General features: G+C 58.3%; 22 protein-coding genes. 19 read left to right on the forward strand and 3 right to left on the reverse strand.

Features of this window, described 5'->3' with window-relative positions; all coding sequences use genetic code 11:
* Nucleotides 1-42 precede the first annotated feature (42 nt).
* On the reverse strand, nucleotides 43-1,761 hold the full coding sequence (locus HMPREF2751_RS06550; RefSeq protein ID WP_049172045.1) for a long-chain fatty-acid--CoA ligase: 1,719 nt from the start codon (nucleotides 1,759-1,761) through the stop codon (nucleotides 43-45).
* Between the two features lie 515 nt (nucleotides 1,762-2,276).
* Between HMPREF2751_RS06550 and rho the strand changes: the two genes are divergently transcribed.
* The 17 genes from rho (at nucleotide 2,277) to HMPREF2751_RS10640 (ending at nucleotide 18,163) form a co-directional block, all read left to right on the forward strand.
* On the forward strand, nucleotides 2,277-4,229 hold the full coding sequence (rho, locus tag HMPREF2751_RS06555; protein WP_070595722.1) for a transcription termination factor Rho: 1,953 nt from the start codon (nucleotides 2,277-2,279) through the stop codon (nucleotides 4,227-4,229).
* A 66-nt stretch (nucleotides 4,230-4,295) separates the two neighbouring features.
* Entirely contained in the window at nucleotides 4,296-5,369 is a 1,074-nt protein-coding gene (prfA, locus tag HMPREF2751_RS06560; RefSeq protein ID WP_016422451.1) for a peptide chain release factor 1, read from the forward strand.
* Complete coding sequence (gene prmC / locus HMPREF2751_RS06565; RefSeq protein WP_049172049.1) at nucleotides 5,356-6,300, forward strand: peptide chain release factor N(5)-glutamine methyltransferase; 945 nt, start codon at nucleotides 5,356-5,358, stop codon at nucleotides 6,298-6,300. Before prfA ends, prmC begins: the two co-directional genes overlap by 14 nt.
* Before the next feature lie 37 nt (nucleotides 6,301-6,337).
* Nucleotides 6,338-6,994: an L-threonylcarbamoyladenylate synthase gene (locus HMPREF2751_RS06570; RefSeq protein WP_005509411.1), complete on the forward strand. Its 657-nt coding sequence runs from the start codon at nucleotides 6,338-6,340 to the stop codon at nucleotides 6,992-6,994.
* 82 nt (nucleotides 6,995-7,076) lie between these two features.
* Nucleotides 7,077-8,309, forward strand: coding sequence for a glycosyltransferase family 4 protein (locus tag HMPREF2751_RS06575; protein ID WP_246823184.1), 1,233 nt, complete (start codon nucleotides 7,077-7,079; stop codon nucleotides 8,307-8,309).
* The gene (locus HMPREF2751_RS06580; RefSeq protein ID WP_005509564.1) at nucleotides 8,306-8,755 is read left to right on the forward strand and encodes a Cg1360 family ATP-synthase-associated protein; all 450 of its coding nucleotides are present in this window, start codon (nucleotides 8,306-8,308) and stop codon (nucleotides 8,753-8,755) included. The genes HMPREF2751_RS06575 and HMPREF2751_RS06580 overlap by 4 nt, the downstream gene beginning before the upstream one ends.
* A gap of 390 nt (nucleotides 8,756-9,145) precedes the next feature.
* The gene (gene atpB / locus HMPREF2751_RS06585; protein WP_016422455.1) at nucleotides 9,146-9,940 is read left to right on the forward strand and encodes a F0F1 ATP synthase subunit A; all 795 of its coding nucleotides are present in this window, start codon (nucleotides 9,146-9,148) and stop codon (nucleotides 9,938-9,940) included.
* Between the two features lie 141 nt (nucleotides 9,941-10,081).
* Complete coding sequence (locus HMPREF2751_RS06590) at nucleotides 10,082-10,333, forward strand: ATP synthase F0 subunit C (protein WP_016422456.1); 252 nt, start codon at nucleotides 10,082-10,084, stop codon at nucleotides 10,331-10,333.
* A 32-nt stretch (nucleotides 10,334-10,365) separates the two neighbouring features.
* Complete coding sequence (locus HMPREF2751_RS06595) at nucleotides 10,366-10,929, forward strand: F0F1 ATP synthase subunit B (protein ID WP_070595724.1); 564 nt, start codon at nucleotides 10,366-10,368, stop codon at nucleotides 10,927-10,929.
* A 5-nt stretch (nucleotides 10,930-10,934) separates the two neighbouring features.
* Nucleotides 10,935-11,753 carry a F0F1 ATP synthase subunit delta gene (locus tag HMPREF2751_RS06600; protein WP_048735245.1) on the forward strand — a complete coding sequence of 273 codons (819 nt, stop codon included), beginning with the start codon at nucleotides 10,935-10,937 and terminating at the stop codon, nucleotides 11,751-11,753.
* Between the two features lie 54 nt (nucleotides 11,754-11,807).
* Complete coding sequence (atpA, locus tag HMPREF2751_RS06605) at nucleotides 11,808-13,451, forward strand: F0F1 ATP synthase subunit alpha (protein ID WP_070595725.1); 1,644 nt, start codon at nucleotides 11,808-11,810, stop codon at nucleotides 13,449-13,451.
* Nucleotides 13,452-13,504: 53 nt separating this feature from the next.
* Complete coding sequence (locus HMPREF2751_RS06610) at nucleotides 13,505-14,485, forward strand: F0F1 ATP synthase subunit gamma (protein ID WP_070595726.1); 981 nt, start codon at nucleotides 13,505-13,507, stop codon at nucleotides 14,483-14,485.
* 2 nt (nucleotides 14,486-14,487) lie between these two features.
* Nucleotides 14,488-15,927 carry a F0F1 ATP synthase subunit beta gene (gene atpD, locus HMPREF2751_RS06615; protein WP_005509621.1) on the forward strand — a complete coding sequence of 480 codons (1,440 nt, stop codon included), beginning with the start codon at nucleotides 14,488-14,490 and terminating at the stop codon, nucleotides 15,925-15,927.
* 11 nt (nucleotides 15,928-15,938) lie between these two features.
* Nucleotides 15,939-16,310 (forward strand): F0F1 ATP synthase subunit epsilon, encoded by a 372-nt coding sequence (locus HMPREF2751_RS06620; protein ID WP_049172054.1) that lies wholly within the window; start codon nucleotides 15,939-15,941, stop codon nucleotides 16,308-16,310.
* Between the two features lie 217 nt (nucleotides 16,311-16,527).
* On the forward strand, nucleotides 16,528-17,031 hold the full coding sequence (locus HMPREF2751_RS06625) for a DUF2550 domain-containing protein (protein ID WP_016422460.1): 504 nt from the start codon (nucleotides 16,528-16,530) through the stop codon (nucleotides 17,029-17,031).
* Nucleotides 17,032-17,108: 77 nt separating this feature from the next.
* Nucleotides 17,109-17,801 carry an endonuclease NucS gene (nucS, locus tag HMPREF2751_RS06630; protein WP_005509457.1) on the forward strand — a complete coding sequence of 231 codons (693 nt, stop codon included), beginning with the start codon at nucleotides 17,109-17,111 and terminating at the stop codon, nucleotides 17,799-17,801.
* Nucleotides 17,802-17,803: 2 nt separating this feature from the next.
* The gene (locus HMPREF2751_RS10640; RefSeq protein WP_088611476.1) at nucleotides 17,804-18,163 is read left to right on the forward strand and encodes an ATP/GTP-binding protein; all 360 of its coding nucleotides are present in this window, start codon (nucleotides 17,804-17,806) and stop codon (nucleotides 18,161-18,163) included.
* Nucleotides 18,164-18,165: 2 nt separating this feature from the next.
* Here HMPREF2751_RS10640 and mce read toward each other — a convergent pair whose 3' ends face one another.
* Nucleotides 18,166-18,618, reverse strand: a complete 453-nt coding sequence (mce, locus tag HMPREF2751_RS06635) for a methylmalonyl-CoA epimerase (protein WP_005509354.1) — start codon at nucleotides 18,616-18,618, stop codon at nucleotides 18,166-18,168.
* Between the two features lie 31 nt (nucleotides 18,619-18,649).
* Between mce and HMPREF2751_RS06640 the strand changes: the two genes are divergently transcribed.
* Together HMPREF2751_RS06640 and HMPREF2751_RS06645 are read left to right on the forward strand one after the other, a co-directional pair.
* On the forward strand, nucleotides 18,650-18,955 hold the full coding sequence (locus tag HMPREF2751_RS06640) for a thiamine-binding protein (RefSeq protein WP_049172056.1): 306 nt from the start codon (nucleotides 18,650-18,652) through the stop codon (nucleotides 18,953-18,955).
* A gap of 84 nt (nucleotides 18,956-19,039) precedes the next feature.
* Complete coding sequence (locus HMPREF2751_RS06645; protein ID WP_070595727.1) at nucleotides 19,040-20,089, forward strand: co-chaperone YbbN; 1,050 nt, start codon at nucleotides 19,040-19,042, stop codon at nucleotides 20,087-20,089.
* A 51-nt stretch (nucleotides 20,090-20,140) separates the two neighbouring features.
* On the opposite strand, the gene HMPREF2751_RS06650 is transcribed toward HMPREF2751_RS06645, so the two are convergent.
* Nucleotides 20,141-20,536, reverse strand: a complete 396-nt coding sequence (locus HMPREF2751_RS06650; protein ID WP_016422463.1) for a TIGR02611 family protein — start codon at nucleotides 20,534-20,536, stop codon at nucleotides 20,141-20,143.
* Between the last annotated feature and the right edge of the window lie 231 nt (nucleotides 20,537-20,767).

A 20,767-nucleotide genomic window follows, 5' to 3' on the forward strand; every position in this document is an offset into this window, starting at 1 on the left:
GCAGCTGCGGCCAGGTGCCGGGCCAGTGGCTTAGCCTGCTACCTACTTTTCGCCCGGCCCCTTCAGTTTCACGATGCTGTACTGACCTGCGCTCAAGTGCGAGCGCAGGTCTTTCTTGTCGAACTTGCCCACTGAGGTCTTATCGATTGAGTCCACGAAGGCCCAGTACTCCGGCAGCATCCACTTTGGCAGCTTTGGCCGCAGTTCATCGCGGAGCATTTCAGCGGTCTCCTTGCTCTGTTCAACTTCCGGCATCAGCACCGTAATGGCCAGTGGGCGCTCACCCCACTTTTTATCTGGCATGCCGATAATCGCGCACTCGAGTACCTGTGGGCTTTCCATTACGAAGTTTTCCAGCTGAGCGGAGTAGATCCACTCACCACCGGAACGAATGACATCGCGAGCACGGTCATGAATAGTCAGGTAGCCGTCGTGAGTAATCGAGCCGACATCGCCAGTGCGGAGCCACCCGTCCTCGGTGAACTGTTCGCTAGCCTCGTCGACCTCCGCACCGCGGAAGAAGTGCGCGGTGCCTCCATCTTGAGCCTCTGGAGAGCTGTAGTAGCCTCCGGTGACCGTGTTGCCGCGCACCTGCAGCTCACCCTGGTTGCGGTCATGCAGGTCGAGCACGCGGTCGTTGTCATCAACAATGCGGAACTGCATGATGTCCGGGAAACGTCCTTGGCTGACACGGTAGCGTTCGCGGGCCTCACCGGAGGCGCCGTACGGAGGTCGTGCCACGGTACCGATAGGCGAAGTCTCGGTCATGCCCCAGAAGTGGATGACATCGACACCGTAGCGCTCTTCCCATAGCCGAATCAATGCAGGTGGGACAGGAGAACCGCCCGAGAAAATCTCCTGCAGACTCATGCGCTTCGGAGGATTGCTGAGGTAGTGTGCCATGAGGTTAATCCACAGCGTCGGCACGCCCTGAGCTACGCGCGGCATTGAGGTTTCGATGATTTCTGCCAGACGCGGTGCGGACAGGTCCGCGCCGGGGAAGATTAGCGACGCCCCGCACATGAAGGAGGCCAGCGGCACGCCCCAGGACAGGACGTGATAAATGGGCACACAGCAAAGCCACGGGTTTCCATGCGAGATGGCAAAGGAGTCAGTGGTGCGCATATTCAGGCTGTGCAAGTACAGCGAACGGTGGCTGTAGACGACACCTTTAGGTGCGCCCTCGGTGCCCGTCGAATAGCACATGGCTGCACCGGAGTTTTCATCGAGCTCAGGCCAGTCGAAGCGGCTGGGGCGTCCGTCGATGAGCGATTCGTAGGAGTACCACGGGATACCATCCGGCAGTTGCTCAGCCACGTCAGACAGATCACCGATACCGATAATGATGACAGCGCGGACGCGCGGGCAGTGCGGAAGAACCTCGGCGAGCAGTTCGATCTCGGTCGGGTCCGCGATGATGACCTGGTCATCGGCGTGATTGATAATGTGCACAATCTGATCCGGCATGAGCTGCTTGTTCAGCGGCTGGAATACCGCGCCCATGGAGGCGACGCCGAGGAAGACCTCGAAGTGTTCGGCGCAGTTGTACATCAGGGTAGCGATGCGCTGATCCCCGTCGATGCCGAGCTCATCGCGAAGTGCATGTGCCAGCGCACTAGCGCGTGCGGCGATGGCGGCAAAAGTGGTGGTCTCGGGGCCGTCACTGTTCCAGGAGGTCACCGGAGTCCGACCGTGAATGGTGCGACCGTATTCCACAATCTGAGCGATATTGAGAGGAATATGAGGCATCGTACTGCGCATGAGCTCTACAGTACCGACTCACAGCCCCGCGACCTAGCGAAACGCAGGTGAGAACTAGTGTTGCTACCTGACTATTTGGTGACTATCCTTGGGCAATAGGTCGTTTTCAATACGCGGCTAGATACGTACTTCTTCATGTACTCCGCATGCCGTTGACCTTCGCAGTTGTTCACACAACGCGATGGCGCAACGTGACATTGAAAACACATAAATCAGTAGTGCGACTACATAGTCTTGCGGTGCTGTGGACCTAAAATTTCCTAACCATCTTCAGCCCGGACGCTCGGGTTTGAGATGCGGAAATAATGTAGGCAAGATGCCTCGGTTTAGTTTCAACGTCGAGGTCTTTTGCCTGGCTTTTTCGATAGTTTCCCGTCAGCTGCGGCTACTTTTCCGCACGTGGTAAAGGTTCGACGACGGAGCACACGCGGTGGCGGGCAGTAAGAGCGAAAAAGTGTCAATGACATAGCCCCCTGTAGAGAGTGACTGCAGGGAAGGTCGATGAAAGGACATCCGTGACCGATACGGACACCACTGCCACGGCAGGCGGCCCAGAGAATCTTGCGGCCCTCCGAATGGCAGAACTGCGTGAAATCGCTTCCAGCAAGGGCATTCGCGGCATCTCCGCCATGCGCAAGCATGAGCTGATTGAGGCCATTAAGAATGGTGCCCCGGCTGATGGTTCCGCTCCAGCTCGGAAATCTCGCGCGAAGAAGGCTGCGGCTGGGGCTGCGGATACCGGCTCCAAGGCGAAGGATGCCAAGGAATCGCCGTCGGAAAGCGCGGATAAGGGTTCCAGTAAGAGCGCCGACAAGAGCGACAAGGGCAACGACAAGCGAGACGACGCCAACGCGGATGGTCGCGAGGAGATGTCCCGTTCTCAGCAGCGTCGAAATCGTCGTAACCGTGCTCGTCAGCGCGAGCAGGAGAATCAGGACGATCGCAGCAACGATAGCCGCGACGATTCCGATAACGGCAACGACCGCGGTGATCGCAACGACAATCGCAACGATCGTAATGATCGTAATGACCGCGGTGATCGCAACGACCGTAATAACCGCAACGATCGCAACAACCACGATCGAGACAACGACGATGAAGGCCGCGGCAACCGCAACAACCGCCGCGGTCGCAACAACAATCGCAATAACGACCGCAATAACCATGACGATGACGGTCGTGGCAACCGTAACCGCCGCAACCGTCGCAATCGCCGCGACCGTCGCGGACGCGATAACAACGGTGGGGGACACGGCGGTCAGGACGAGATCCGCGAGGATGACGTTCTCCAGCCGGTGGCTGGCATCGTCGATGTGCTAGATAACAAGACCGCATTCGTGCGCACGTCCGGATACCTGCCGGGCTCTAACGATGTGCTGGTGTCCGCGCAAATGGTTCGTAAATACGGTCTGCGCAAGGGCGACGCCGTCACTGGTCAGGTCCGCATGCCGCGTGAGAATGGCTCGGGCCAGGTCACTCATGGCAACGGCCGTAATCGCCGCAAGTACAACCCGCTGGTCAAGGTCGAAACTGTAAACGGCATCGATCCGGAGCAGGCAAAGCAGCGGCCGAACTTCGCTAAGCTCACCCCGCTGTACCCGAACCGTCGCCTGCGTCTGGAGACCGAGCAGAAGATCCTCACCACTCGCGTCATCGACCTGATTATGCCGATTGGTAAGGGTCAGCGTGCGCTCATCGTTTCGCCGCCGAAGGCCGGTAAGACCACGATCCTGCAGAACATCGCGAACGCTATCGCGACGAACAACCCCGAGTGCTACATGATGGTCGTGCTTGTCGACGAGCGCCCGGAGGAAGTCACCGACATGCAGCGCAGTGTCCGTGGCGAGGTCATTGCCTCCACTTTCGACCGCCCGCCGTCAGATCACACGGCAGTGGCCGAGTTGGCTATTGAGCGTGCAAAGCGTCTGGTGGAACAGGGGCAGGACGTCGTCGTACTGCTGGACTCCATTACCCGCCTTGGCCGTGCGTACAACAACTCTTCGCCGGCATCGGGACGAATCCTCTCCGGTGGTGTGGACTCCAACGCTCTGTACCCACCGAAGCGCTTCTTGGGTGCTGCCCGAAACATCGAGGAAGGCGGCAGCCTCACCATCATCGCCACCGCGATGGTGGAGACCGGCTCCGCAGGCGATACCGTCATCTTCGAGGAGTTCAAGGGCACCGGTAACGCCGAGCTGAAGCTCGACCGTAAAATCTCCGAGCGCCGCGTGTTCCCGGCAGTGGATGTCAACCCGTCGGGTACTCGTAAGGATGAGCTGCTGCTCAGCACGGAGGAGGCTCGCATTATGCACAAGCTGCGCCGCATCCTCTCCGCGCTAGAGTCGCAGGCTGCTATTGACCTGTTGATTAAGCAGCTGAAGAAGACCCGGAACAATAAGGAATTCCTGATGCAGGTGGCTTCTTCTGCACCAATGGCCGCCGACGTTGATGTGGACGACATGCTTTAGCTGGGGTTAGCCGCAAACCACAGCACCTACTAGCATTTCACCCATCACAATCTGAAGGAATATTCAATGGCTAATCAGGTTTCCGCAGTTGACGACATCCTCTCCGAATACCACGGCCTTGAGGCGCAGCTGGCAGACCCCGAGCTGCACAACGACCCGAAGGCTGCCCGTAAGGTCGGCAAGCGCTTCAATGAGTTGCAGCCGGTCATTCAGACTCACAAGAAGTTGACTGAGGTCCAGGATGACCTGGAGGCAGCTCGCGAGATGGCATACGAGGACTCCGAATTCGCAGCTGAGGCTGAGCGTCTCGCTGTCGAGGCAGAGGAGCTCGAGGAAAAGCTCGCCGACCTGCTGGCTCCGCGCGATCCGCACGACAGCGATGACATCGTTATGGAGCTCAAGTCCGGTGCCGGCGGTGAGGAGGCAGCGCTCTTCGCAGGTGAGCTCGCTCGTATGTACCAGCGCTATGCAGAAAAGCACGGCTTTACCACCGAGATTCTCGGGCTGTCCGAGTCTGATCTCGGCGGCGTGAAGGACATGACTATGTCCATCCGAGCTAAGACTCCGTCCCGTGACGGTGCGTGGAGCGTGTTCAAGTTTGAAGGTGGCGTTCACCGCGTGCAGCGCGTGCCGGTTACCGAATCTCAGGGCCGTATTCAGACGTCCGCCGCTGGTGTGCTGGTCTACCCGGAGCCCGACGAGGTCGAAGACATCCAGATTGATGAAAAGGATCTGCGTGTCGACGTCTACCGCTCCTCCGGTAAGGGCGGTCAGGGTGTTAACACGACTGACTCCGCCGTTCGCCTGACGCACCTGCCGACTGGTCTCGTTGTTACCTGTCAGAAGGAACGCTCGCAGATTCAGAACAAGGCCCGCGCTATGCAGGTCCTTGCTGCTCGACTGCAGCAGATGAAGGAGGAGGAGATCGCCGAGGCCGCCTCTGACCAGCGTAAGTCTCAGGTGCGCAACATGGATCGCTCCGAGCGCATCCGCACTTACAACTTCCCGGAGAACCGCGTTTCCGATCACCGCATCGGTTACAAGGCTCACAACCTGGACTCGGTGCTGGGCGGCGACATGGATGACCTGCTCAAGGCCCTCCACGACGCGGAGCGCGCTGAGCGTCTTGAAGCCGAGTAGCCCCACGCCCGCAGAAAATAGCTCGCCGACGTTACCGGATTCCGTCCGTACCCTCGGCGAGCTGTTTCGCTATGCGCGTCGCACGCTTGACGACGCGGCGCTGGCTTCTCCGGATGCCGACGCACGGGCGCTATTTGCAGCCGCAGTCGATGCGGGATCGGCAGACATTATCTTCCGCGGAGACGAACCGTACACCGATGAGGACGGTCGCAAGTATCTGGCCGAGATACTGGCCCGCAGAGTGGCTCGTGAGCCACTGCAGCACATCCTCGGTACGGCGCCGATGATGAGCCTGGAACTACAGGTCGGGCCCGGTGTTTTTGTACCCCGGCCGGAGACGGAACTGCTCGCGCAGTGGGCAATCGATCGAGCCCGTGAACTGGTCGCAAGTGGCGTCGTCAAGCCGAAAATCGTTGACTTGTGTACTGGATCCGGTGCGTTGGCGTTGGCGATCGCCGATGCCGTACCCGAAGCGGACGTGGTGGCTGTGGAGCTCTCTGAGCGGGCACGGGCGTGGGCTGCGAAGAATATCGAGACGTACGGCGATGGGCGTGTGCGTCTGATTGCTGGCGATGTCACGGATGTTCAGCTGATTGATGATGGCGCTGAGCTCGCAGAATGGGTAGGCGAGACCGACATTGTTGTGTCCAACCCTCCATATGTGCCCGAAGACACCGAAGTTGACCCCGAAGTGAGAGCTGATCCGCACTCTGCGGTCTTCGGCGGCGACGATGGGCTAGATGTCATTCGACCTATGATGAACCTAGTGGATGCGCTGGTGCGGCCGGGTGGAGTCATCGGCATCGAGCACGATGACTCTTCAGGAGACGATGTCAGTTCACTGCTAAAGGACACCTGGGATTACGCTGATGTAGAGGTCCACCGTGACTTTGCGGGCCGTGACCGTTTTACGGTGGGACGCAAAAATTGATCTTAAAAGCAAACTTTGAAGCAGGAGCACAAATCTGATGAGCAGGATTATGGACTGCAGCACAGATGAAAACCGCGAACGCGCAATTGCAGCAGCAGTAGATGCAGTGAAGGCAGGACGGCTGGTCGTTATGCCTACCGATACCGTCTACGGCCTTGGCTGCGATGCCTTTGATAACCAGGCCGTTGCCTCCTTGCTGCGTGCCAAGCACCGCGGCCCGGATATGCCGGTACCGGTGCTCGTGGGTTCCTGGAACACGATTGAGGGGCTCGTCCGCGAATACTCGCCAGCTGCTCGCACGCTGGTGGAGGCTTTCTGGCCGGGCGGACTGTCGCTGGTTGTGAACCAGGCGCCGAGCTTGCCGTGGAACCTTGGTGATACCGCGGGTACGGTCATGCTGCGCATGCCGCTGCACCCAATTGCTATCGAGATTCTGCGCCGCACCGGTCCGATGGCCGTGTCCAGTGCGAACATCTCCGGCCAGGCACCGGCCACCAATGCCGTGCGTGCCAAGCAGATGTTGGGTGGGGAAGCGGCTGTCTACGTCGACGGCGGCGAAGCCACGATTGGCACCCCATCGACGATTGTCGATATCTCGACTCCAGTGCCGCGGATTCTGCGCGAAGGCGCTGTGTCAGCAGCGGCGGTTGCCGAGGTTTTGAGTACTACGCCCGAGCGACTGCTGGGGCAGTAGTCTTGTCTACCTAAGGCTTTTCCTGTTTAGTATCTGCAGCGATTGTGTGGGTGAGTAGTACCTAGTGGCGGACATGAGCTTATTGGCAGCCCAGTCGGGTGGGGCAGGTGTGCCCATCCGCGAGCTCGCCATGCTCGTTTTAGTTTCCGCTGCTGTCAGTTATTTGCTCACTGGAGTGGTGCGTTATGTGCTGGTCCGCTCGGGCTGGTTGGATGCGCCCCGCACGCGCGATGTCCACGATATTCCGAAGCCCAGGCTCGGAGGCGTGGCGATGTACTCCGGGGTGGTCGCAGCTATCGCCCTTGCCTCGGTGATGCCGGCTCTCAACCGTGGTTTTCCGCCCATGACTCCAGATATGAGGGCAGTTGTGGCGGCCGCGTCGCTCTTGCTAATCGTCGGTATTTGGGATGACCTCTTTGACTTAGATGCCCTCACGAAGTTGGTGGGGCAGGTCGCGGCGGCACTTTTGATGTCATTTATGGGCGTCAATTGGTATCTGCTCTATATCCCGTTCAGTGGCGGCGCCACGCTCATTCTCGATCCAATCATGTCCACAGTCTTGACTGTCCTATTTACTGTGGCATTGATTAACGCCTTCAACTTTGTTGACGGCATCGATGGTCTCGCAGCTGGACTCGGCATGATCGCCGCAGCTGCAATCCTTGTCTATTCGATGGTCATGCTTCACGACCAAGGCGGAACCGTGTCTGCCTATCCACCCGCGATGATTTCCGCGTGCCTCCTCGGCGCTTGCCTGGGCTTCTTGCCGCACAACTTCGAGCCCGCACGCATTTTCATGGGCGATTCCGGTGCCATGATGATCGGCTTGCTGCTCGCAGCGGCATCGGTGTCGGCGTCGGGACGCATCGCGCCCTCCATGTACGGCACCGCTGACGTCATCGCTCTAATCTCGCCGGTTGTGGTCGTCATCGCAGCAATTAGCGTGCCAATGCTCGACTTGCTGCTTGCTGTCGTTCGCCGCGTCAGCCAGGGCAAGTCACCCTTCTCACCCGACAAAATGCATATTCACCACCGCCTCCTGTCGATGGGACACAGTCATCGCCGCGTGGTGCTAGTGCTTTACCTATGGGTGTCGGTCGTCGCGTACGCCGCCGTTGCCACCACCATTTTCCCCTTTGAATTCGTCGCTTTCACCTTCGGGGTCCTGCTTATCATCGCAGTTGTCTTCACCCTCCGTCGTCGCAATGCGCTTGCCGACGACCGTTCAAGGGGAGCGCGTCCCAGAAGTGGAAGTGGGGTCCGGCAGGTTATAAGACGTCGACGTGGACGCAGAAGGTACAATCTTCGACCGTGACTGAAAAAACAACTCCGGAGCCCGAGTCTAAATACGACGATTCGCGGCGACCGCTGCTGGCTGCTGCTCGCTCGGGCGCAATCGCGCTCGCTGTGATTACCGTGCTTTCGCTGCTGGTCTGGGGTGGCAAAAACGGTATGCCCGGTGTCTGGGGCGTACTCCTTGGTGCGGGCATTAGCGGAAGCTTCGTATTGCTTACCGTTCTAGGCATCCTCTTTACTGCTCGAACTTCGCCGTCCGTCACGCTTGCCGTTGTATTGGGTGGCTGGTTGTTGAAGATTGTCGTATTGATTGGTGTCCTAGTTGTTATTAGAAATCTTGAGTTTTATGACAACATGACTTTCTTCGTCACTGTTGTACTCACGCTGATGGTGACGCTGGGTGCAGAAGTGTGGGGAATGTCGCAATCTAACCTCACTTATGTGCAACCAATGAAGGACGAATAGCTCGTTAATAACTTGTTGACCTGCTGAGAGGCTGTAATGCGCTTCTAAAACCGCAGGTAATAAGCATATTGTCCAGTTTGTGCAGAAGATGCCACAAATAGAGGCCGAAACCCACAGAGGGGGTCGGCCTCTTTGTTGGTTTCGGGGTCGGAAACGCGGGGGTGTACCGGGTGGGGAAAATGAGTCAGAACTGTTATCCTGAGTTTCGGGTAAGACGGCCTGTAGCGAAATAACTATCATTTCCACAGGTACGGTCCCCGTGAGCGCCGTGCTGATGAGCGAATGGAATCCGCGGCGCGACACGTTAAATGACGTCCTTCGCACCGCTTGACAATAGTTCTAGCGGCCCAATCACGGGAGAGAACGCTGAGCGTTACAACACTTGCCGAGATGCGGGGTGAGTTTCACTCACCCAACTTGCAGGAGGAGTATTTCCCGGGTGAACAATTTGGCGACTTCATTCTAGGTGGCAGTGGCGACTGGTACGCCATGGACCGCCTGATGATTGTTCGTCTTTTGATGGCCGTGATCGTCGCCGTGTTCTTCGTCGTCGCAATGCGTCGTCCGAAGCTCGTGCCGACTGGTCTGCAGAACGTTGCGGAGTTGATGCTGGACTTCGTCCGCATCCACATCGCGGAGGAGATTCTGGGTAAGAAGGAGGGGCGTCGTTTCCTTCCGGTTCTGGCCACCATCTTCTTCCTTGTTATCTCGATGAATATTGCGGCTATTATTCCTGGCCTCAATATTTCGCCGAACGCCCGAATCGGTATGCCACTGGTTCTGGCCCTGTTCGCATACGTTGCCTTCATTTACGCGGGCTCGAAGAAGATGGGCTTCTTCAAGTTTGTGAAGTCGGCAGTCGTTATTCCGAACTTGCCACCGGTACTCCACCTCATCGTGGTGCCGATCGAGATTTTCTCCAACTTCGTTCTCCGCCCAGTTACGCTGACCATCCGTCTGATGGCCAACATGCTGGCGGGCCACATGGTTCTAGTCCTGCTTTTCGGTGCCACGAACTTCTTCTTCTGGCAGCTGAATGGTTGGACCGCCCTGTCCGGGTTGACCCTTGTCGCTGCGGTAGCATTCACGCTGTTCGAGATGCTGGTGATTTTCCTGCAGGCATACATCTTTGCCCTGCTGAGCGCCGTCTACATCGAACTGTCGCTGCACGCAGACGAGCACTAACCCATAACTAATGAGGCCGCAACTTCGGCAACAAGGCCTCGCAAATTTAATAGCAAGACCCACTTGACCCACAAAAGCCCCGGGCCTACTTAGAACAATCTTTAATCCGGGGCCATCCTTTAAGAAAGGGAACGGTTCATAATGAACGACGTCATCCTCTCCGCCCAGGACGCTGTCCAGGCTGTCGACACCAACGCTGGCCTGAAGACCATCGGTTACGGTCTGTCCACCCTGGGCCCGGGCCTCGGTATCGGCATCGTCGCCGGCAAGACCGTTGAGGGTATGGCACGCCAGCCTGAGATGGCCGGCCAGCTGCGTACCACCATGTTCCTGGGTATCGCCTTCACTGAGGCTCTCGCCCTGATCGGCCTGGTCGCAGGCTTCGTTTTCTAAGTCCGGACCTTCAAGCGGAGAACACGTAAACCATGACAGATTTCACCTTTTTGCTAGCGGTGGGTGACCTCCCGATGGGAGAGTCCATTAACCCGCTGCTGCCAAAGACCTATGACATCGTCTGGTCCGTTGTCCCGCTGGTAGTTATCCTGGTTCTCTTCTGGAAGCTCGTTCTTCCGAAGTTCCAGGAGGTCCTGACCGAGCGGGAGGACCGGATTGAGGGCGGCATTGAACGCGCTGAAGCTGCACAGGCTGAAGCCAAGGCCGCTCTGGAAAAGTACAACAGTCAGCTCGCAGAGGCCCGTACTGAAGCAGCAAAGATTCGTGACGAAGCCCGTGCACAGGGTCAGCGCATCATTGCAGACGCTACGACCAAGGCTAATGACGAGAGCGCACGAATCATCGAGTCCGGTGAGAAGCAGCTCGCTGCCCAGCGTGAGCAGGTAGTCGCAGAGCTGCGCAAGGAAATGGGCCAGAACTCCATCAATCTCGCTGAGCGCCTTCTGGGCGAGCAGCTTTCCGACGACGTTCGTAACTCGTCGACGATTGACAACTTCTTGTCCAACCTTGACACCGTGGCCCCGGCCGGAAAGTAGGCGACATGCACGCAGCAAGCCGCGAATCCCTGGCAGCCCTTAGCCAGCGACTGGACGCCGCTATCGGTGGCGACAATGTCGCTGTTGCTCAGGCTGCTCAGACTGGTTCCGAGCTTTTCGACATCGTCGAGGTCCTGGACTCCGACCGCGGCCTGCGTGTCGCTGTCGCCGACACCTCGGCGACTGCGGAACAGCGTTCCGGCCTTGTCCGGAGCCTGTTCGCGGGCAAGGTATCTGAGACGACTCTTAACCTCGTCGTGGATGCTGCCGCGCAGGTATGGTCCACCCCGCGTGAAATGCGTGAGGGTTTGGTAGAGCTGGGCCGTCGAGCCCTCCTTCGCTCTGCCGAAGGCCAGGGACAGCTTGAGACTGTTGAGTCTGAGCTGTTCCAACTGGGACACATCCTGGCTGAGCAGTCGCAGCTTGAACAGCTGCTGGCCGACAAGGCCGCAACCCCCGAAGCCAAGCGTGGGCTCCTCGCCTCTGTGCTGTACGGCAAGGTCACTTCCGTGACCGAAACCCTCGCACTGCAGGCTGTTGGCCGCCCATCCAAGCGCCCCGCGGACGACATTGACTCCCTGTCCCGGCTAGCCGCCGGCCTGCGGAACCACGTCGTCGCTCGCGTGACCAGTGCCACGGCCGTCTCTGACGAGCAAGAGCGAGCACTGGCGGACAAGCTCGGCCGAGTCTACGGCAAGGCGATGTCCATCCACACCGTGATCGATAAGTCGATTCTCGGTGGACTGGTCATCCGGGTTGGCGACGAGGTCATCGACGGTAGCCTTTCAACAAAGCTTGAGAAGCTGCGCGTCGGCCTCGGCTGACGGATGGTTTAGACGATTAATCACTGGAAGAATATTACCGAGAGCAGGAAGAACATGGCGGAGCTGACGATCTCCTCCGACGAGATCCGTAGCGCGATTGCGAACTACACCTCGAGCTACTCCCCGGAGGCCTCCCGCGAGGAGGTTGGCGTTGTTATCAGTGCAGCTGATGGTATCGCCCAGGTTTCGGGAATGCCGTCGGTCATGACGAATGAGCTTCTGGAGTTCCCGGGCGGCGTTATTGGCGTCGCTCAGAACCTCGACACCGACAAGGTCGGCGTTGTGGTGCTGGGTAACTTCGAGTCGCTTAAAGAGGGTGACGAGGTAAAGCGGACGGGTGACGTCCTTTCGATTCCGGTCGGGGACAAGTTCCTCGGTCGCGTAATTAACCCCCTGGGCCAGCCGATTGACGGCCTGGGCGACATTGAGGCTGAAGAGGACCGCGTCCTCGAGCTGCAGGCACCGACCGTGCTGCAGCGTCAGCCGGTTGAAGAGCCGATGGCTACTGGTATTAAGGCCATCGACGCAATGACCCCAATTGGTCGTGGTCAGCGTCAGCTGATCATTGGTGACCGTAAGACCGGTAAGACCGCGGTCTGCCTGGACACCATCTTGAACCAGAAGGCTAACTGGGAGTCCGGTGACCCGAGCAAGCAGGTGCGATGCATCTACGTTGCTATCGGTCAGAAGGGCTCCACCATTGCTGGTGTGCGCCAGACCCTCGAGGAGCAGGGCGCACTCGAGTACACCACCATCGTTGCTGCCCCGGCGTCGGATGCCGCAGGCTTCAAGTGGCTTGCACCATTCGCAGGCGCCGCACTGGGTCAGCACTGGATGTACCAGGGCAAGCACGTCCTGGTCATTTACGATGATCTGACTAAGCAGGCAGAGGCATACCGTGCCATCTCGCTGCTGCTGCGTCGCCCGCCGGGACGCGAAGCTTACCCGGGTGACGTCTTCTACCTCCACTCCCGTCTGCTGGAGCGTGCTGCGAAGCTCTCCGACGACATGGGTGCAGGCTCGCTGACCGCACTGCCGATCATCGAGACCAAGGCAAACGACGTGTCGGCCTTCATTCCGACCAACGTCATTTCCATTACCGACGGCCAGGTCTTCCTCGAGTCCGACCTGTTCAACCAGGGTGTCCGTCCGGCTATTAACGTCGGTGTGTCGGTTTCCCGTGTTGGTGGTGCCGCACAGACCAAGGGCATGAAGAAGGTTTCCGGTAACCTGCGTCTGGACCTCGCGTCCTACCGCGACCTGGAAGCATTCGCAATGTTCGCATCCGACCTGGACGATGCCTCCAAGCGTCAGCTGGAGCGCGGTCAGCGTCTGGTTGAGCTGCTGAAGCAGAAGGAAAACCACCCGCAGCCGGTCGAGTACCAGATGACCTCCATCTACCTCGCTGGTGAGGGCGAATTCGACGATGTCCCGGTTGAGGACGTCCGTCGCTTCGAGGCCGAGCTGCTTGAGCACCTGCAGGACACTCAGCCTGCAGTCTTCGAGCAGATTGACGGCGGCGTCGCCTTCTCTGACGAGTCCAAGGCTGCTCTGAAGTCCGCTACCGCTAACTTCAAGAAGTCCTTCCAGACTTCTGAGGGCGCACCGCTGGCTTCCGAGGCTCCGGTCGAGGCACTCGACGAGGGCGAGCTCAAGAAGCAGCAGATTTCGGTCTCCCGCAAGACTGCCCAGAACTAGGCAGGTTGAGCTACTCAATGACCGTTTTCGCAATTGAAGGGAGGGAATAGGACATGGCGAATCTTCGTGAACTTCGAGCCCGAATCAAGTCGGTGAACTCGACCAAGAAGATCACCAAGGCCCAGGAGCTTATCGCAACCTCGCGCATTACCAAGGCGCAGCGTCGCGTGGCAGACTCCCAGCCGTACGCCGACGAAATCGAGAAGGTCATCGGACGTCTCGCATCGGCTTCGTCGTTGGATCACCCGATGCTCGTAGAGCGTGAGGGTAACCAGCGTGTTGCTGTCCTGGTTGTCACCAGTGACCGCGGCATGTGTGGCGGCTACAACCACAACGTCCTGAAGAAGGCTGCAGAACTGCGTACCGCTCTGGAAGAGCAGGGGCATGAGGTCGTTCTCTACGCGACTGGCCGTAAGGGCACCGACTACTACGACTTCCGTGGTGTCGAGCTCGCCGGTACGTGGGAGGGCTTCTCCCAGGATCCGGACTACGCCGCAACCCACGACGTGCGTCGTCACCTCATTGATGGTTTCAACGCTACGGCCGAGGGCACTGCCAAGTACCGCGAAGGCCTGCGTGGCACCAACGGCGAGGCCGTTCAGGGCTTCGACCAGGTCCACGTTGTCTACACGGAATTCGTGTCGATGCTTTCTCAGATTCCGCGTGCACACCAGATGCTCCCGATTGAGCCTGTGTACGAGGATGTCGAGATTGCTCAGGGCGAGGACATGCTGTCCGATGGATCAGATGACCTCAAGCCGGACTATGAATTCGAGCCTGATGCAGACACCCTGTTGGCAGAGCTTCTGCCGCAGTACGTGTCCCGCACTCTGTTCGCAGTGATGCTCGAGGCCGCTGCCTCTGAGTCCGCTGCCCGTCGTAACGCTATGAAGTCCGCGACGGACAACGCTACCGAGCTGGTCAAGGACCTCTCGCGTGTTGCTAACCAGGCACGTCAGGCACAGATTACCCAGGAAATCACAGAAATCGTCGGTGGCGCCGGTGCGCTCGACGACAGCGGAGAAAGTGACTAGATATGAGCACAGCTCTAAGTGAGCAGAACACCACCACGGCTGTGGGCCGTGTTGTGCGTGTCATCGGTGCCGTCGTCGACGTGGAGTTCCCGCGTAACGAACTGCCGGCACTTTACAACGCGCTGACCGTGGAAGTTACCCTTCCTTCGGTCGCCAAGACCATTGTCCTCGAGACTGCACAGCACCTCGGTGACAACATGGTTCGTACCATTGCTATGGCTCCGACCGACGGCCTGGTCCGCGGTGCAGAGGTCAAGGACACCGGTAAGCCGATTTCGGTTCCGGTTGGTGACGTCGTCAAGGGTCACGTCTTTAACGCAATGGGCGACTGCCTGGATGAGCCGGGCCTGGGTCGCGATGGTGAGCAGTGGGGCATCCACCGTGAGCCGCCGGCCTTCGACCAGCTCGAGGGCAAGACCGAGATTCTGGAAACCGGTATTAAGGTCATCGACCTGCTGACCCCGTACGTTAAGGGCGGCAAGATTGGTCTGTTCGGTGGTGCCGGTGTCGGTAAGACCGTTCTGATCCAGGAGATGATTACTCGTATTGCACGCGAGTTCTCCGGTACTTCGGTCTTCGCCGGTGTTGGTGAGCGTACCCGTGAGGGCACCGACCTCTTCCTGGAAATGGAAGAGATGGGCGTTCTCCAGGACACCGCCCTCGTCTTCGGCCAGATGGACGAGCCTCCGGGAGTCCGTATGCGCGTCGCGCTGTCGGGTCTGACCATGGCAGAGTACTTCCGCGATGTTCAGCACCAGGACGTGCTGCTCTTCATTGACAACATCTTCCGTTTCACCCAGGCCGGTTCTGAGGTTTCGACCCTGCTGGGTCGTATGCCTTCCGCCGTGGGTTACCAGCCGACCCTGGCTGACGAGATGGGTGTTCTGCAGGAGCGCATTACGTCCACCAAGGGCCGTTCGATTACCTCACTGCAGGCCGTCTACGTGCCTGCCGATGACTACACCGACCCGGCTCCGGCAACGACCTTCGCCCACCTCGATGCAACCACCGAGCTCGACCGCTCGATTGCATCGAAGGGTATTTACCCGGCAGTGAACCCGCTGACTTCGACTTCTCGTATCCTCGAGCCGTCGATCGTCGGTGAGGAGCACTACCGAGTTGCTCAGCAGGTTATTAACATCCTGCAGAAGAACAAGGAACTCCAGGACATCATCGCCATCCTCGGTATGGACGAGCTGTCTGAGGAGGACAAGGTGACCGTGCAGCGTGCACGTCGTATCCAGCGATTCTTGGGTCAGAACTTCTTCGTTGCTGAGAAGTTCACGGGTCTGCCTGGTTCGTACGTCCCGCTGAAGGACACCATCGTTGCCTTCGACCGCATCTGCAAGGGCGACTTCGACAACTACCCGGAGATGGCCTTCGACGGCCTGGGTGGCCTCGACGATGTCGAGAAGAAGTACGCTGAAATGCAGAAGAAGTAAGGGGCATCCTCATGGCTGAAATCACCGCTGAACTGGTTGCCGTTGAGCGACCGCTCTGGAAGGGCAAGGCCACTTTGGTCTCTGCCCAGACCACCGAGGGTGAGATCGGCGTGCTGCCCGGACACCAGCCGTTGCTTGGCCAGCTGGTCAACAACGGCACGGTGACCATCAAGACCGCAGACGGCAAGGTTCTTGTCGCTTCGGTACAGGGTGGGTTCATTTCCGTGTCTACCTCGAAGGTTTCGATCCTCGCGGATAAGGCAGTCTGGGCTGACGAGGTTAACCTCTCCGAGGCCGAGTCCAACCTGACTTCGGATGACCCTGCAGTAAAGGCTCAGGCTGAGTCGGAGGTCCGCGCGGCTCGTCGCGCTTCCACCAACTAGTCTGTTCGCCTGAACATCCGGTCGCACGACCGTATTCTTCCTGCTTCTTTAAACGGGGCGGGGAGCTCGCAAGAGAAATCTTGCCAGCTTCCCGCCCCGTTTTTCTTAGTTATTTTTCATGTCAGTGCAACAATCGGGTAGGGTTTGTAAAAAGCCTCTAAAGCGCTTTTGAACCAAGGTTCGTCGTCTATTCACCCGGATGCGAGGCTGGCAGATAGTGTTTTCAAGCGTAACCATGATGTCAATCATGTTCATGATTATCGGTGCGATGTTGATCGTCGGCGGGGTCCTTGCCCTGTGGCGTTTCGCCAGCCTGCATGCAAAAGGTACTCCTGTTATTGCTCGTCGCCTTCCTGCAGGTGATGGCAGTCATTGGCGCCATGGTGTCATTGTTTATTCCGAGTCGACGTTGAAGATGTACAAGCTACGTTCGCTGCGTCCTGGCTGTGATGCCGAATTTGCCCGTCACGATGTCACTATTGTGGATCGCCGAGATCCGACTGACATCGAGGCGGGTTTTTTCGCGCCCGGGCTTCGGGTAGTCAGGATTAAAACGGGGAAAAATACCGAATGGGAGTTTGCCGTGGACTCGTCCTCGGACACTGCGCTGGTGGCGTGGGTGGAGTCGAAGCCGTCGTCACGCCAGACTCGTGAGTTTCCTACAGATATTGAGCGACGTTTCCGTTCGGCTTATAACCGTGGCCGGGGAAGTCAGTACTAGTCTCTTACGACAGGCTATTGCTAAGGCTCTAGTGGGTATTGTTTTCTCCCGCGCGGCAGTCACGTTAGGGTAGGGGAATGCGCCTTGTGATTGCTGAATGCACTGTTGACTATGTCGGTCGCTTGAATGCCCATCTGCCTCATGCCCCGCGCTTGCTGTTGGTGAAAGCAGATGGGTCAGTTTCTGTGCATGCCGACGACCGTGCATATAAGCCTCTGAACTGGATGACACCGCCGTGCACGCTGACGGAGAAGGATATTCTCGACGAGTCGGGGGAAGACACTGGTGAAAAGCTCTGGGTCGTTGAGAATAAGAAGGGCGAGCAACTTCGTATCACTATCGGCAAGGTGCTGGCTGATAGCACGTACGAACTGGGAGAGGACCCTGGCCTGGAGAAGGACGGGGTAGAAGCGCATCTACAGGAACTGCTTGCAGATCAGTTCACAACGTTTGGCGAGGGCTACACCCTGATTAGGCGCGAATACCCAACCCCGATCGGACCGGTGGACCTGCTTGGCCGCGATGAAAACGGCGCCACCGTTGCAGTCGAGGTTAAGCGTCGGGGCGGTATCGATGGTGTTGAGCAGCTAACCCGTTACTTGGAGATGCTGAACCGCGATGAGCTGCTGGCACCGGTGGAAGGGATTTTTGCTGCCCAGGAGATTAAGCCACAGGCCAAGACTCTGGCAGAGGATCGTGGGATTCGCTGTGTGACCGTGGATTACGACGCCCTGCGTGGCCTGGAGTCCAATGAGTTGCGGTTGTTCTAGCCATGCCTAGGCGAAACCACAAGCGGCGCGGTAATCAACGAGGTAATCAACGCGGCGGGCGTAATAACCACGGCCAGAATCGCGGCAGCCTGCCCGCATTTGGCAGTTCTTTCCAAAACACTCGCACTGAATCTGGGCCTGCCGGTTGGCAGGACGTGGACTTTGCGGTGCGTAACATCAGCGCTGGCCAGTCGAACAAGGTTTATCGCTGTCCGGGGTGCGACCAGGAAATCATGCCCGGGACCTCGCACATCGTGGCATGGCCGCAGGATTATGGTGCAGGCGCCGATGACCGGCGCCATTGGCACACCAACTGCTGGCGCAATAGAGCTCACCGCACTATCACGCGCCGCTGGGGATAGATTTACTTAGCCGGCTCAACGAGCTCCAGCAGGACGCCGCCGGCATCCTTCGGGTGGATGAAGTTGATGCGCGAGCCTGCGGTGCCGATCTTCGGCTCCGGGTACAGCACGCGGGTGCCCTGCTCCTTCAGGTGCGCCATCAGCGCTTCCAGGTCAGTGACGCGAACGGCGTACTGCTGGATTCCTGGCCCCTTCTTGTCCAGGTACTTTGCAATCGTGGACTGGTCATTCAGCGGCGCGAGAATCTGAACGAGAGTGCCACCTTCAACCTTGTCAGCCGGGCCGACCATGGCCTCGTGGACACCCTGCTCTTCATTGACTTCATCGTGGTAGTTGATGAAACCAAGGTTTGCGCGGTACCACTCAATAGCGGCATCAAAATCCGGGACTGCGACGCCGACGTGATCAACAGCGACTACGTACTTATGGGGAACGGGAATCTGTGTCTCACTCATAGTTCCCAGGGTACTCGCTATTATCGGCGCCATGATTGTCGCATTTTCTGTTGCCCCCACTTTCTCCGATCCTGAGCAGGGAATGGCTGAGGCTGTTGCTGAAGCCGTGCGTGTTGTGCGCGAATCTGGCCTGCCCAACGAGACCAATGCCATGTTCACCCTTGTTGAAGGCGAATGGGATGAGGTGATGGACGTCATTAAGCGAGCCACGGAAGCAGTCAGCCGTGTCAGTCCGCGTACTTCTCTGGTCATCAAAGCGGACATTCGCAACGGATATACCGGGCAGCTGCGTGCGAAAGTGGATGCGGTCGAGGATGCGCTGAAAGCCACCGACTAGTCTCTTGTTCGGATTGGACACGTAGGCTCTACATAGGTCTTTACATAGGCTTTACGACGACACTGGAGAGGAACCCCTTTGACGATGCCAGCTGGACATGGTCACGCACATGGCCATTCTCATGGTCACTCGCATGGAGCACACGGTCACCGCGAGTGCTCGACTCCGCCGCCACCACCCGGCACGGTTGATTTGGAGCAGCTCCACCAGCGCGCCGAAGCCGAACGTAAGCGCCGAGAGGAGATCGAGCGGGCAACCAGTGATCAGGGAAATGGGCTTCCTCCTGTAGTTGAGATTGTCCCGCAGACCCTTGAGGCAGAAGTCGTTCTGCGCTCGGAGCAGGTCCCGGTTATTGTCTTGATCGGCATGGCTGGAGCAGCTGATTCGTTGCGTCTTCGGGCTGAGCTAGAAGGCATGGCCCGTGAGGCTAACTTGAACTGGATCCTGGCGTGGGCAGATGCTGAGGAGCATCCGCAGCTGGCCCAGGCATTCGGTGTGCAGGCAGTGCCGACAGTCACGGCTGTGGCTATGGGCAGTCCCATTGGCATGTTTGTCGGCGAGAAAACCAGGGATTGGCTGGAGCAGTGGCTGGCGCAGGTTATGGAGGCCACTCGGGGTCGTCTCAAGGGGTTGCCGGCGGGAACTCGTATGGCTGGGGAGGGCAGCGGGCCGGAGGCTCCGGAGCCGACTGACTTCTTCGGCAATCCCGTACCCACCGATGACCCGCGTTTGGAGCAGGCTGAAGAGTTGCTCGAGGAGGGCGATTTCGACGGAGCGTTGGAGCTGTATGACGCTATGCTGCAGTCCGAGCCCGCAAATCAGGGGCTGAAGCGCGCTCACGCGAATGTGTCCTTCTTCGCCCGCGCTGCCAAAATCGATCGCAGCGCAGATCCAATTGCAAAGGCCGACGCTGCGCCGAAGGACGTCGCGCTCGCCCTCGATGCCGCGGATGTCACGATGCTTGTCGACGATCCAGCGAAGGCGCTCGATCGTTTGTTGAAGTTGCTCCCGCAGGTGTTTGGCGATGACCGTGAGGCCATCAAGTCGCGTCTACTAGAGCTGCTTGTGCTATTCGATACCGCAGATCCAGTGGCATTGGATGCACGCCGGAGGATGGCTAGCGCACTGTACTAGGAGTACTGGACTAGGGGCACTGTACTAGGAGCCTGGAAAGCGCTCAGGCTCCTAGCTTGAAGCGTCGGTGTATGGCCAGTCATCCGGAGCCATGAAGTAGTAGACGCTGCCCATTACAGCGGCCATAAACGCCATTAGCAACAGGAAAAGTGTTGCTTTCATTGCCACATGACGCTCCGCATACCAGGCGTAAAAGGCGTCCAATTTTGCTGCCAACCAGATGTTCAGGCGACGTGTCGGCGGATGCACCAACGAGAGAATTCCCAGTGCAACAAAGATGCAGAGCCATCCGGGAGCAGGAGTTGGCAAAATGATAATGCCAACAATGAGCAATACGAAGCCTGCGACGAGAAGAACCGGGGAGAGTACCGGCCCATACCAGGTGTTGCGCATATGGGCATGGCGAATCTGCATGCGGTCCATCAAGCGATGTACCTTTTCCTTCATTGCGATTCACTTCCTCCGATTTTCGGTGCCGTGCGCTATTTCTAGCAGCGGTCTCGGACGAGGCATCGTTGAAGCATTAAGCATCAAATGTGCAGCTCAACTGCCTGGGTGCACCGTTGGACATTGATTCTTTTAATCATGTCTATATTTAATCCATTGTTGCACAAAAGCTGCGCCCCAGTGCAACGAGATTTTTCGGAAGGTGGTAATCTTCCAACAGTTCTCAGTGGT

This window comes from Corynebacterium sp. HMSC063G05 (assembly GCF_001810555.1).
GTDB classification, from domain to species: Bacteria; Actinomycetota; Actinomycetes; order Mycobacteriales; family Mycobacteriaceae; genus Corynebacterium; species Corynebacterium jeikeium_D.